Here is a 13342-nt window from a genome sequence, read left to right as displayed (position 1 = left end):
TCGAGCGTGACGCAGACAATAGTGCAACGACCGAACGAATAGCCAGGACGACGGGAGGGGCAGCGGTGCAGACCCAGGCCCAGGTGCGCAGCGCCAACCTGGCCGCCGTCCTCGGCCACCTCCGGGACGACGGCCCCCGCAGCCGTGCCCGGCTGGCCACCGACACGGGGCTGACCAAGGCCACCGTGTCCAGCCTGGTCGGCGAGCTGGTCGACCGCGGGCTGGTGGCCGAGGGCGAGCTGCACCGGCCCGGGTCGGTCGGGCGGCCCGGCACGCTGGTCGAGCTGGACGGCCGGGGCGTCTGCGGGATCGGCGTCGAGGTCAACGTCGACTACCTGGCCGTGCTCGTGCTCGACCTGGCCGGCGCCGTCCGCTGGCAGGACCGGCTCGCGGTGGACACCGCGGCCCTGCCGCCGGCCCAGGTGCTCGCCCGGGCCTCGGCGATGATCTGGCAGGCCCGCACCGAGCACCCCGCCGTCGGGGTCACCGTCGCGTTCCCCGGCGGGGTGCAGGGCAGCGTCGTCCGGACCGCGCCCAACCTGCCCCGCTGGGTCGGGGTGGACGTCGCGGCCGGGCTGGCCGGCCAGCGGCTGCCGGTGACCGTGGCCAACGACGCCGACCTGTCCGCGCTGGCCGAGTGGTCGGCCGGGCCGCACGCGCACGTCGCCGACCTGGTCTACCTGACCGGCGAGATCGGCGTCGGCGGCGGCGTGGTCACCGGCGGCCGGCTGCTGCGCGGCAGCACCGGGCTGGGCGGGGAGATCGGCCACCTGGCGCTCACCCCCGGCGACGAGCCGTGCGGCTGCGGGCGCCGGGGGTGCTGGGAGACCGTCGTCGGCCTGGCCGCCCTGCTGCGCGCGGCCGCCGACCCCGGTGACCCGCTGCGCGACCCCGGCCGGGACCTCGAGGACCGGCTCGCCGAGGTCCGCGCCCGTGCCCGCGCCGGCGACGCCCGCACGCTGGCCGCCCTCGCCGACATCGGCACCGGGCTGGGCGTGGGTTCCGCCGTCCTGGTGTCGCTGTTCGACCCCGCCGTCGTCGTCCTCGGCGGGTACTTCGCCGTGGTCGGCGAGTTCCTGCTCGACCCCCTGCGCGCGGCGCTCGCCGCCCGGGTCGAGGACGCCGACCGGGTGGTCCTGTCCACCCTCGGCTTCACCGCAGCCGTCCGGGGTGGCGCGCACGTCGCGCTGCAGCCGGTGTTCTCCGATCCCACGACCGTCCCGCTGATGGAGGCCTACGCATGACCCGCACCCCCACTCCCGCCGACCGTTTCTCCTTCGGGCTCTGGACCGTCGGCTGGCAGGGCGTCGACGTGTTCGGCGGCGCCGTCCGGCCGCCCATGGACCCGGTCGAGGCCGTGCACAAGCTCGCCGAGATGGGTGCCGCCGCGGTCACGTTCCACGACGACGACCTGGTGCCCGACGACGCCACCCGCGACGCCGTCCTCGAGCGGTTCCGCACCGCGCTGACCGAGACCGGCATGGGCGTGGAGATGGCCACCACCAACCTGTTCGGCCACGCCGTGTTCAAGGACGGCGCGTTCACCGCCAACGACCGCGACGTGCGCCGGTACGCCCTGGCCAAGGCCGCCCGCAACATCGACCTGGCCGCCGAGCTGGGCGCCACCACCTACGTCTTCTGGGGCGGTCGCGAGGGTGCCGAGTCCGGTGCCGCCAAGGACATCGCGGCGGCGCTCGAGCGCTACAAGGAGGGCATGGACACCCTCTGCGAGTACGTCCGCGAGCAGGGCTACGACATGCGCTTCGCCATCGAGCCCAAGCCGAACGAGCCCCGCGGGGACATCCTGCTGCCGACCATCGGCCACGCGATCGCGCTGATCAACGAGCTCGAGCACCCCGAGATGGTCGGGCTGAACCCGGAGGTCGGGCACGAGGAGATGGCCGGGCTGAACTTCGCCGCCGGCATCACCCAGGCGATGTGGCACGGCAAGTTGTTCCACGTGGACCTCAACGGCCAGCACGGTCCCCGCTACGACCAGGACCTGCGCTTCGGCGCCGGCAACCTGCGCGGGGCGTTCTGGACCGTCGACGCGCTGGAGCAGGGCGGCTACGACGGCTACCTGCACTTCGACTTCAAGCCCCCGCGCACCGAGGACTTCGACGGCGTGTGGGAGTCCGCCCGCGGCTGCATGGCCAACTACCTGGCGCTGAAGGAGAAGGCCGCCGCGTTCCGGGCCGACCCCGACGTGCAGCAGGCGCTGCTGGACTCCCGCGTCGCCGAGCTGTCGCAGTCCACGCTGGCCGCGGGGGAGACCCTGGCCGACGTCCGGGCCGAGTCGTTCGACATCGAGGCCATGGCCGCCCGCGGGATGGCCTTCGAGCGGCTGGACCAGCTCGCCATGGACCACCTGCTCGGCGTCCGCTGATCCACCCCTGATGGAGTCGCAGCGCATCGTTCCCCGAGCGCTGCGACTCCATAGGGTGGGGGCATGAGTGAGCCCCGCACCCGCAACGCCCGCCGCGAACGCCTGGTGGGGCTGCTCCTGCTGGGCATCGCGGTCGTGCTGCTGCTGTCCTCCCCGACTTGGTTCTCCCGCGACGAGTCCGCGGTCGCGTTCGCCCAGATCGTGGTGGCCCTGGTGCTCGCCGGGATCGGCGGCTTCCTGGTGAAGCGCGCCCAGACCCCCTGATGCTCGGCGTGGATCAGCTGGGACGACGAATGTGCATCCTCAGCCACTGACGTCGGTGGCTGAAGATGCACGCTGCTCGTCGCACCTGATCCACGCAGCGCAGTCAGGCTCTGTCCTCCAGTGCGAGGGCGACGGCCTCGAACTCGGCGAGGGCGGCGGCCAGGTCGTCGACGATCTCGCGGGCGATGACCTCCGGCGCGGGCAGGTCGTCCACGTCATCCAGCGAGGCGTCGCGCAACCAGGTGATGTCGAGGTTGGCCTTGTCCCGGGCCATGAGCTCGTCATAGCCGAACGAGTGAAAGCGCTCGCTCTCCACCCGCTCGCTGCGTGGCCGCCCGGGTGCGTACGAGGCGACGAAGTCGTCGAGGTGATGGCGGCGCAGCGGGTTCTGCTTCAGCGTGAAGTGCTGGTTGGTGCGCAGGTCGTAGACCCAGAGTCGCTCTGTCCACGGGTGGTCGGCAGCCGGGCGCTTGTCGAAGAACAGCACGTTGGCCTTGACGCCCTGGGCGTAGAAGATGCCGGTTGGCAGCCGGAGCATCGTGTGCAGCTCGTAGTCGCGCAGCAGCTTGCGGCGGATCGTCTCGCCTGCCCCGCCCTCGAAGAGCACGTTGTCAGGCAGGACGACGGCCGCGCGGCCGTACATCGCCAGGATCGTCGCAATGTGCTGCACGAAGTTGAGCTGCTTGTTGGCGGTGGTGACGACGAAGTCGGGCCGCTCAATCTCGCGGTCCTCGCGAGCTTCCCGGCCGTCGGCCCCGACCATGGTGATCGAGGACTTCCGCCCGAACGGCGGGTTGGACAGCACGACCGAATAGCGCTGGCCGGTGTCGGCGAGCAGCGAGTCCTTGACCTCGATGAGGCTGTCGCCGGTTGGGGCGCCGATGCCGTGCAGGATCAGGTTCATCGCCGCCAGTCGGGCGGTCCCGTCGACCAGCTCGGTCCCGTGCGCGAACCGGTCACGCAGGTGGGTGCGCTGGGTGGGGGTGAGGTCTGCGGCGTGCCGTGAGGCGTGCTCGTGGGCGACGAGGAGGAACCCGCCAGTGCCGGCGGCCGGGTCGACGACGGTGTCGTCGGGGGTGGGCCGGACGACGTCAACCATCGCCTCGATCAGCGGACGGGGTGTGAAGTACTGGCCGGCACCCGACTTGATGTCCTCGGCGCCCTTGGCCAGCAGCGACTCGTAGGCGTCGCCCTTGACGTCGGTGCCCGAGGCGGACCAGTTCTCGCGGTCGATGAGGTCGACGACGAGACGCTTGAGCTTCGCCGGGTCCTGAATACGGTTCTGCGCCTTGCGGAAGACGACACCGAGAACGCCGGGCTGCTTGGCCAGGGTCTCCAGGATGTGCCGGTAGGTGGTCTCCAGCTCGTCGCCGTCGGCGTCGAGCAGCCGCTGCCAGGAGCACTGCGCCGGGACGATCCGCTCCGGTGCCAGCGGCCGGGTCTCCCGCTCGTGTGCCATCTTGAGGAACAGCAGGTAGGTCAGCTGCTCGGTGTACTCGATGGTGGAGACACCGTCGTCGCGCAGGACGTTGCAGTAGCTCCACAGCTTGTCGATCAGCCTGCGCGCGTCGACCGTCGGTTGCGTCATCCTGCTCCCCCCTCGTGCGGCTCGGCGGTCACCGTACGGGCCGTCTGGACAGGGACGCGGGTGATCTGGTCCATCAGGCCCGGAAACGGGTCGTCCACGGGTCGGCGGGCGGTGCGGATGGTGGCACGCAGCTCCCGGAGCTCGTCGCCGGCCACGTAGTAGCGGCCGCGGGTCTGGCCGACGGCGTCGAGCAGGCCGCGGTCGGTGAGCTGGGCCAGGTCGCGGGTGGCGGTGCGCTTCTCCAGGTTGGTGTGCTTGATGTAGGTGCTGCGCTGCACGCGCAGGCCGAGGAATGCCTCGAACAGCAGGTTGGCGACACGGTCGGGGAGCTTGTGTAGGGCCGTGAGCTCGTCGAGCGCGACCCAGGTGCGTTCGGCCTCGTCGAAGCGCCGCCGCAGGGTCTGCGCCTGCATATGGTGGGCGCGCACATTGAACTTCACCCACAGGTGGGCGTCGTTCTCCGGGTGCCACGAGCCCTGCCCGGTGGCAGCCAGCACCCGGTAGTAGTCGGTGGTGTTGGCTCCGAGCCATTCCTCGATGCTGGAGAAGACCGGCTCGATGACGTCGTCCTGGGCGAGCGTCATCGTCTGGAGTGCCCGGGCCATCCGACCGTTGCCGTCCCGGAAGGGATGGATCATCACCAGGTTCAAGTGGGCGAGGGCTCCGCGGACCAGTGGATCGGCGTCCCGGTACCGTTCGAGGCTCTCGACGAGCGATGCCATAAGTGCTGGGACGTCGTCGCTGTCGGGCCCCTCATACACGGTCACGTCTCGGATGTCGTCACGCACGTAGATGGCGCGCTGACGGTACTGCCCCGGCCCCTTCCTCAGATCGTGCTCGAGCAGCATGAAGTGCAGGGCCTTGAGGGTGGCTTCGTCGATGAGGAAACCGGGCAGGGTGGCGACGTTCAGTACGTAGGTGAGGACGCGGCGGTAGCCGAGGATTTCGGCCCAGGTCTTCTGGTCGGCGGTGAGCGGCGCCTCGTCCTCGACCGCGGCTGCAGCGTCCTGCGTGCTGACGGAGTAGCCCTCGATGCTGTTGGACCCCTGGATGGCGCGTGCCTGGCTGGTCTTGCGCAGCCCGCCCTGCCACCTCCTAGGTGCCCGGAGCACCGAGGCCAGGTCGGCGCGCATCTGGTGCACACCGGCGATGGCGGCGTGGTCGTCGAGATCGAGGTCTGGCACGGCGAAGAGGCGAGGCATGTCCCTATGTCCTTATCCAAGAGACATCAGGCTACCGGAACACCCTCGCATGTCTCTAACAAAGGGACATTGGGACCTGGGCGGGCGCCTCTGCCAAGAGTTGCTCGGCTTCTGGCGCAGGTGAGCTGCACCACTGCAGTTCGTGCAGCGCTTCGGCGGTGTGGCGGCGTTCGTGCTCCACGGCGTCGAACCAGGGTTGGTCAAGGTCTTCAGACTTTGTGCCCCGCTCGCAGACGAGTCGCTCGATGTCGCGCGGTTGCCTGAACTCCTCGTCTCCCGTCGAACGGGGTCACCTCGCAACCCCTGCCCCGTGCGGTTCGGGTGGCGCGACGAAACCGGCCAGGTCGACGTCGCTGGACTGCCCGGGGAGCCGGCCGGTGAACGCAGCTTCCAGTAACCCCCGTCGCAGAGCCGAGGATCGCCGGCGAGCCAGATGGAGCGCTTCGTGGACGCGGTTGCGGGCGGCTATGGCCTCGGACATATCGGCCACCACGCGGTGTTGACCGGGAAGGTCAGGAAGGTCCAACCGAATGCCACGAACGTGCTGTTGATTGATCTTGTAGATTCCGGCCGTGGTGCGAGCCTGAGCCTCGATCTGTCGTCGAACCCGGGGCGCGTTCCACACCAGCCGCAGGAACTCGGGGTGGAGACGGGTGACATCAGGTCTGATCCGGATCATGGTGTCGGGGAACGCAACCTCTTCGGGAACCGCGTCCACGAGCGCACCGCGGCCGACCAAGCGAAGGGTTCCGTTTCCCCGGGCCACCAAGAAGTCGCCCTTCTCGACGAGGAAGGGCCTGGCTTCGTCCACCGACCAGTCACCGCCCTTGCTGTGGGTGGTGTCCACAGTGCTGGACCGAATGGCGGTGAGGCGCAGCACGGGGAATCCATCCTGACGCGTAGGCACGGATCGGCCGTTGGTGAGTGGAACCTCGAGCAGGTCAGCAAGCCCTAGGTCGCGGACCGTACCTGCCTGCTCCATGAGCGCGGAAAGCTGTGCGGTCTCAAGCCTGCTGAGCCGGTCCAGAGAAGCGGACAAGTAGGAGTCGGCAGCGTCGAGGCGGGAGAAGTGGTCTTCAAGAAGCTCCACGATCCGCCGCTGCTCCGAGTCGGGGCAGTCAGGAAGCTGGACCGCGAGAAGGCCAGCCTGCGAGATGTTCCTCATCGAGTCTGATGTGCCCGTCGCCCGTGCCTCGATCTGGCGGCGGGCCGAGGGTGCCATCAGCATGTACCGCAACCAAGCGGGGTTTGTGCCCGGGACAGCAGAGAGCCGCATGCTTTTGTCGCTCAGCAAGAGCCTTGGCCTGGTGGCGCCGACAACGACGGGGGCTCCGACATACTCAGAAGTGTTTGCCCGACTCACCAGCAAGTCTCCGGTTTTGATCTCAAACCTGGGGTTGACCAAGTAGGCGGGAACCGCCTTGTTCTCGTCGGGTCGAAACCGACCCCAGGTCATCGCGCTGACCTTGATGACGCCCCAGCCGTCCGGGTCGGCCGGTGGCGCCGGCGGACCGAACGATCGACCCGCCTCCACGGATCGGACGTATCGGCTGAGGGGAACCAGAGCCGTCACGCGGTGAGCTCACGATTCATAGAGCCCAGCAGCTCGCCGGCGCGGATACCCAGGTCACGCACGGCACCGTCGACCCCGCCGTGCTCGGTGAAGGGCACGTTCTCCAGGTCCGCCGCGGAGATGCCCGCCGAGGAGGCGACGACCTCGGCCATCCGGTCCAGCCACCACCGCTGTCGCTCGTCGAACACTGCCCCCGCCTGTTCCTGCTGCGCCAACCATGCCTGGTACCGCTCGGCCACCCGCGCTGCGTAGGGCGTCAGCTCGTCGTCGGTCCCCAGCGCGAAGCGCACCAGGGACACCAAGTCCGTGACGGTACGGCGATCGGTGTGCTGCACCCGGCCGACCTCCACCGCCTCGTAGGCCTGCCAGATGAGATCAGCCGTCCAGTTGTGCGGGGGTCGCTTGATCCGGTCGGCCAACTCGGCCAGCTCGGCGTAGGACACCCGCTGTCCGGCCTCCCGAGACTCGAACAGCAGCTGCAGTGCAGTGATCTCGCTCCGGTGCTCGTCGAGGTAGGCCCGCCACGACGCCACCACCGACTGCGCTTGCTCGGTGTCGACGACCCCGTGCGCATCCAGCAGGACGTCGACGCTGACCTCGTCGATCACCTGGTCGTGGGTCCGTCGCAGCTCGACGATCCGGGCGCGCAGCTCCGGCCTGGCAGCCAGACCCTCGACGGCATCGTCCAGCAGTTGTCGCACCGCTCCCTCCGGGTCGGCCGGGTCGGCCTCCCGGGCGCGCGCCTGCTCGTCCGGGTCCACCGCCGCCACCAGCCCGCGGACGACGGTACGCAGCGACCCGCCGGCCAGCTCGTCGAGCTCGACCCGCTCCGCTGGCGTCAGGTCGAACTCCAGCTTCGCCAGCCTCGAGGCCAGCGTCGCCGTCTCGTCCTCGGTCAGCTCGTAGGCCGCCGCCTTCGCCAGCAGGCGCTCCAGCGAGACCGACTTCGTCCGCTCGAGCGGGGTCGCATCCATCTGCGGATGCTCGGTGACACCGACCGCGTCGACCAAAACGAACCGGTCCTTCCGCTCGGCGTCCGGCGTCACGAGCTGGAAGTCCGTCGGTGCGATGGTGCGGGAACCGCGACCCTTCATCTGCTCGAAGTAGGCCGCCGACTTCACGTCACGCATGAAGAAGACGCACTCCAACGGTCGTACGTCAGTGCCGGTGGCGATCATGTCCACCGTGACCGCGACGCGGAGGGTGGACGATGTCCGAAACTTCTTCAGGTCACCCTTGGGGTCCTGCCCGGCGTAGGTGATCTTGGCGGCGAAGTCGTCGCCAGCGCCGAAGACCTCCCGCACCGTACGCACGACCTCCTCGGCGTGGTTGTCGTCCTTGCAGAAGATCAGCGTCTTCGGCACGGTCGACCGGCCCGGGAAGATCTCCGTGTACAGGCGGTCGCGGAAGGTCTCGAGCACCAGCCGGATCTGCGCCTTCGACGTCACCGCACGATCGAGCTGGGTGGACGAGTAGGTCACCTCGTCGTCCAGCGTCTCGTAACGCTGCACCCGGGTGCGGCGGTCGATCTTCGGGACGACGGTGCCCGCGTCGATGGTCGACCCGTTCTCGGAGATCTCCGTGCGGATCCGGTAGACGTCGAAGTCGACGTTCACGTTGTCGGCCACCGATTGCGGATAGGTGTACTCCGAGACCAGGTTCTGCCGGAAGAAGCCGAAGGTCTGCTTCACGGGGGTCGCGGTCAGCCCGACCAGGTGGGCGTCGAAGTACTCCAGCACCCCGCGCCACACCCCGTAGATCGACCGGTGCGCCTCGTCCACGATCACCAGGTCGAAGGCCTCCGGGGGGAGGGCGGCGCTGTAGGCCACGGTGACCGGCTGGTCGGGCACGTAGCCGTCCAGCTGGGGGTCGTCGTCCGCGGTGACCTGCTCGCCTCGCAGTGCCGCGTACACGCGCTGGATCGTGGAGATGACCACCGACGACGAACCGACCATGCCCGCCCCGGTGAGCAGGTCGACGTTGTGCACCTCGGTGAACCGGCGCCCGTCGTCCGGGATGGCGTAGTTCTGGAACTCCCCGAGCGCCTGCGTGGCCAGGTTGTTGCGGTCCACCAGGAACAGGATCCGCTTGAAGCCGCCGTACTTCAGCAACCGGTAGCAGCTGGTCACGGCCGTGTAGGTCTTGCCAGCACCGGTGGCCATCTGGATGAGCGATCGGTCGAACCGCTGCTCGACCAGAGACCGTTCGACACCGGCGATGGCCTCGATCTGCGCCGGCCGCAGTCCCGCTATCTCCAGCGGAGGGAGGGTGCGCACCAGGCCGCGCCAGGTCGCTCCGTCCCGGACGGTGCGGGCCAACGTCTCGGGGCGGGGGAAGGTGAACAACCGGCGCGACCGCGGTGCGGGGTCGTAGCCGTTGGTCATGAAGAGCTCGCTGCCCGAGGCCTCGAAGACGAAGGGCAGCCGATCGCCGAGCGTCACCGCCCGCAACCTGGTCTGCGCCGACAGGCCCGTCGCGTACTTCGCCGACTGCCACGCCACCCCGGCCAGCGTGGTCCCGGCCGGCTTCGCCTCGACGACGCCGACCGCGCGCTTGTCGAGGTAAAGGAGGTAGTCGGCGCGGCCGTGGCCGGCGGCCATGACCTTCTCCCGGACGGCGATCCCCTGGCCGGCCGACAGGTTCAGCGCGGCCTGGTCCTGCACGTACCACCCGGCTGCGGTCAGCTGCGCGTCGATGATCCGCCGAGCGCGCTGCTCGGCGTGCAGGTCGTCGTCCCCCATGGTGCTGCCGAACCTACCCAGCGTGACCGCCGTCCGCGAGACGCCTCACCCGGCGTAGGGGCGCTCGCGCGCCAGCTCCTCCTTGGCGACCGAGCGGATGTGGACGGCGTCGGGGCCGTCGACGATGCGCAGGGTGCGGGCGTGGGCCCAGAACTCGGCCAGCGGGGTGTCGTCGCTGACGCCGGCGCCGCCGTGCACCTGGATGGCGCGGTCGATGACGTCCAGGCAGACCTTGGGTGCGGCGACCTTGATCGCGGCGATCTCGGTGCGGGCGCCCTTGGCGCCGTACTTGTCGATCAGGTCGGCGGTCTTGAGCACCAGCAGCCGGGCCTGGTCGATCTCGATGCGGGACAGCGCGATCTGCTCGCGGACGGTGCCCTGCTCGGCCAGCGGTCGGCCGAAGGCCACCCGGTCCTGGGTGCGCCGGACCATGAGGCCCAGGGCGCGCTCGGCCATGCCGATGGCCCGCATGCAGTGGTGGATGCGGCCGGGGCCGAGGCGGGCCTGGGCGATCATGAAGCCGTCGCCCTCGCCGGCCAGCATGTTGGTCGCGGGCACCCGGACGTCGGTGAACCGCAGCTCGGAGTGGCCGTGCTGGTCCTGGTAGCCGAACACCGGCAGGTGCCGGACGATCTCCAGGCCCGGGGTGTCGCGGGGAACCAGGATCATCGACTGCTGGCGGTGCGCGGGGCCGTCGGGGTCGGTCTTGCCCATGACGATGAAGATCGCGCAGCGCTCGTCGGCCGAGCCGGTGATCCACCACTTGCGGCCGTTGATGACGTAGTCGTCGCCGTCGCGGGTGATCGAGGTGGAGATGTTGCGGGCGTCGGAGGAGGCGACGTCGGGCTCGGTCATCGCGAAGCCCGAGCGGATCTCCCCGGCCAGCAGCGGCTCCAGCCACTGCGACTTCTGCTCGGGGGTGCCGAACAGCATCAGGGTCTCCATGTTCCCGGTGTCCGGGGCCCCGCAGTTGATGACCTCGGGGGCGATGACCGGCGACCAGCCGGTGATCTCGGCGACCGAGGCGTACTCCAGGTTGGACAGCCCGGCCAGCTCGTGGTGGAACAGGTTCCACAGCCCGCGCGAGCGGGCCTCGGCCTTGAGCTCCTCGACCACCGGCGGCAGCCCGTGGTCGTCGCGCCCGCGCTCGTGCCGCCAGGCGTGGTAGACCGCCTCGGCGGGGAAGACCTGCTCCCGCATGAAGTCCCACATGCGGCCGGTGACGTCCTCGGCCTTGGCCGACAGCGCGAAGTCCATGCTGCCGACCGTAGCCGGGGTCACACCGGTCCGGCGGGCGGGTCAGGGCTCCGAGCGGTTCCCGGCTCGGACCTCCTTCACCGGGGACTCGTCGCGGCGCACCGGGCCGAGGGCCACCAGCAGACCGAGCAGGGTCGAGACGCCGTGCAGCCAGTTGTCGGCCGTGTTGATGCCCAGCGGGTCCCAGCTCTCGCCGACGGCGAACAGGCCGTAGACGAACGTCGCGCCGTAGCCGACGGCCAGCAGCCAGCCGTAGACCCGGGCCCGCGGCAGCGTGCTGGCCAGCGCCAGCCCGGCCAGGCCGATCACCAGGTGCACGGTGTTGTGGAACGGCGTGACCATGAAGCCCAGCAGGCTGTCCATGGCGTCCCAGTAGTCGGCGAAGCCGGTCTTCGCGAAGCCGGCGACGCCGACCGCGGTGTACACCGCGCCGATCGCGCCGGCGAGCAGCTGCGGCCAGGTCCAGCGGGAGGAGTGGGCGGCGGGGTCGATCGGGTTCATCGAGACCTCCTGTGGTCGTGCGGGTCGCCGCGGTCTCGACGTCCTCGTCGCCTACCCGTCGCCCCCGCCGGGCAACCAGGACCTCAGGCCGCCCGGGGCCGCAGCAGGTCGTGCTCCCGGACGGCGGCCAGCGCCAGCGTCCGGTAGCCGGCGGTCTCGAAGAGGACGACGACCCGGTCGCCCTCGGTCCGCATGACCACGCCCGGCCCCCACTCGGCGTGCTCCACGGCGGTGTCCACGGCGAACTCGCCGTCGGTCGCCTCGAGGGTGGTGGCGGTGCCGGCCGAGCAGGTGTCGCAGTTGTCGCAGGGCTCGGTCAGCTCCTCGCCGAAGTAGCCCAGCAGGTACTGGCGGCGGCAGCCGGTGGTGTCGGCCAGCCCGCGCACCATCTCCACCCGGCTGGCGTCGACCCGCTGCCGGTGCTCGGCCAGCTCGCGGGCGGCCGTCGCCGCGGGCCCGGGGGCCGGTCCGTCGGGGGCGGGGGTGACCGTGCCGTCGTCGGCCAGCACCACCGCGCCCACCTGGTCCAGCAGGTTGAGGTCCTTGGTGATCGGGCTGGCGCCCTTGCCGGTCTCCGCCCGCAGCGCGCCGACGTCGACCCGTGCGCCGGCGGCCGCACCGGCCCGGACCAGCCCGGCCACCTGCTGCAGGTCCTCCTCGGCGGGCACCCCGGCGGCGAAGAACTTGCGCAGGCCGAGGTCCTCCTGCCGGAAGAAGAGGACGGCGACCGCGGGCTGGCCGTCCCGGCCGGCCCGGCCGATCTCCTGGTACCAGCTGTCCACCGAGTCGGCGGGCTCGGCGTGCAGCACGAACCGGACGTCGGGCTTGTCGATGCCCATGCCGAACGCGGTGGTCGCCACCACGACGTCCAGCTCGTCGGCCATGAAGGCCCGCTGCACGTCCTCGCGCTCGGCCTTGGGCAGCCCTGCGTGGTACGCCCGGGCCCGCAGCCCGCGCGCCACCAGGGCGTCGGCCAGCTCGAGCGTGCCGCGGCGGGTGGCGCTGTAGACGATCCCGGTGCCGCGGGCGGACTCCGCGACTGCCCGGTCCAGCAGGGCGGCGGTCTTGCGGTCGGCGTCGGCGTGGTGCTCGACCTCGAGCCGGATCTCGGGCCGGTCGAAGCCGGCGACGACGACGGCCGGCTCGGTCATCCGCAGCCGCTCCACGATCTCGGCGCGGACCGGGGGGGCCGCGGTGGCGGTCAGCGCCAGCACGGTGGGGGAGCCGAGCTGCTCGACCACGGCGCCCAGGCGGAGGTAGTCGGGGCGGAAGTCGTGGCCCCAGGCCGACACGCAGTGCGCCTCGTCGACCACCAGCAGGGCGGGCGCGGTGGCGTGCAGCGCGGCGACCACCTCGGTGCGGGCCAGCTGCTCGGGGGCCAGGAACAGGTAGCGGACCGATCCGTCCCGCAGGCCGTCGAGGGCGGCCTGCTGCGCGGTCGCGGACTCCGCGGAGTTGAGCAGGGCCGCGCTCAGCCCGAGGGCGTCCAGCCGCTGCACCTGGTCGCGCTGCAGGGCGATGAGCGGGGAGACCACCACGACCGGGCCGTCCAGCAGCTCGCCGGCCACGGTGAACACCAGGGACTTGCCGGCGCCGCTGGGCAGCACCGCGAGGGTGTCCCGGCCGGCGCACACCGCCTGCAGTGCGTCCTCCTGGCCCGGGCGGAACGCGGCCGCCGGGTCGCCCAGCAGCTCGCGGGCTCGCTCCCGGATGCGGCGGGTGCGCACCGCGGCGGTCGGTCCGGCGACGGGGCGCGCGGAAATGATGTTGGTGCTGGTCACGAGGCGATGTCGCGGTCGGTCACCACGGCCTGCTGCCCCGGCCCGCGAG

General features: G+C 70.8%; 10 protein-coding genes. 3 read left to right on the top strand and 7 right to left on the bottom strand.

From position 1 onward, the window contains the following. Positions 1–65 precede the first annotated feature (65 nt). The 3 genes from UXQ13_RS13790 to UXQ13_RS13780 all read left to right on the top strand — a co-directional run bounded on the left by UXQ13_RS13790 (position 66) and on the right by UXQ13_RS13780 (position 2650). Positions 66–1244 (top strand): ROK family transcriptional regulator, encoded by a 1179-nt coding sequence (locus tag UXQ13_RS13790; protein ID WP_225233591.1) that lies wholly within the window; start codon positions 66–68, stop codon positions 1242–1244. After that, a complete protein-coding gene (gene xylA / locus UXQ13_RS13785; RefSeq protein ID WP_225233590.1) occupies positions 1241–2386 on the top strand; it encodes a xylose isomerase in 1146 nt (381 codons plus the stop codon). The genes UXQ13_RS13790 and xylA overlap by 4 nt, the downstream gene beginning before the upstream one ends. A gap of 63 nt (positions 2387–2449) precedes the next feature. After that, entirely contained in the window at positions 2450–2650 is a 201-nt protein-coding gene (locus UXQ13_RS13780) for a hypothetical protein (RefSeq protein ID WP_225233589.1), read from the top strand. A 103-nt stretch (positions 2651–2753) separates the two neighbouring features. Here UXQ13_RS13780 and UXQ13_RS13775 read toward each other — a convergent pair whose 3' ends face one another. From UXQ13_RS13775 to UXQ13_RS13745, 7 genes are all read right to left on the bottom strand, one after another. Further along, positions 2754–4238, bottom strand: coding sequence for a class I SAM-dependent DNA methyltransferase (locus UXQ13_RS13775; RefSeq protein ID WP_225233588.1), 1485 nt, complete (start codon positions 4236–4238; stop codon positions 2754–2756). Then, positions 4235–5440 carry a Fic family protein gene (locus UXQ13_RS13770; RefSeq protein ID WP_336392451.1) on the bottom strand — a complete coding sequence of 402 codons (1206 nt, stop codon included), beginning with the start codon at positions 5438–5440 and terminating at the stop codon, positions 4235–4237. The genes UXQ13_RS13775 and UXQ13_RS13770 overlap by 4 nt, the downstream gene beginning before the upstream one ends. Positions 5441–5729: 289 nt before the next feature. Then, a complete protein-coding gene (locus UXQ13_RS13765; protein WP_336392450.1) occupies positions 5730–7013 on the bottom strand; it encodes a restriction endonuclease subunit S domain-containing protein in 1284 nt (427 codons plus the stop codon). Beyond that, positions 7010–9754, bottom strand: a complete 2745-nt coding sequence (locus UXQ13_RS13760) for a type I restriction endonuclease subunit R (protein ID WP_225233585.1) — start codon at positions 9752–9754, stop codon at positions 7010–7012. Before UXQ13_RS13760 ends, UXQ13_RS13765 begins: the two co-directional genes overlap by 4 nt. A gap of 45 nt (positions 9755–9799) precedes the next feature. After that, positions 9800–11011, bottom strand: a complete 1212-nt coding sequence (locus UXQ13_RS13755; protein ID WP_225233584.1) for an acyl-CoA dehydrogenase family protein — start codon at positions 11009–11011, stop codon at positions 9800–9802. Between the two features lie 42 nt (positions 11012–11053). Next, positions 11054–11512 (bottom strand): DUF4383 domain-containing protein, encoded by a 459-nt coding sequence (locus tag UXQ13_RS13750; protein WP_225233583.1) that lies wholly within the window; start codon positions 11510–11512, stop codon positions 11054–11056. 83 nt (positions 11513–11595) lie between these two features. Beyond that, on the bottom strand, positions 11596–13293 hold the full coding sequence (locus UXQ13_RS13745; RefSeq protein ID WP_336392449.1) for a RecQ family ATP-dependent DNA helicase: 1698 nt from the start codon (positions 13291–13293) through the stop codon (positions 11596–11598). Positions 13294–13342 lie beyond the last annotated feature (49 nt).

Source organism: Klenkia terrae, assembly GCF_037083865.1.
Classification (GTDB): domain Bacteria; phylum Actinomycetota; class Actinomycetes; order Mycobacteriales; family Geodermatophilaceae; genus Klenkia; species Klenkia terrae.
The sequence above is the reverse complement of the archived record's forward strand: the minus strand, read 5'-3'. Positions and strand labels throughout refer to the sequence as shown.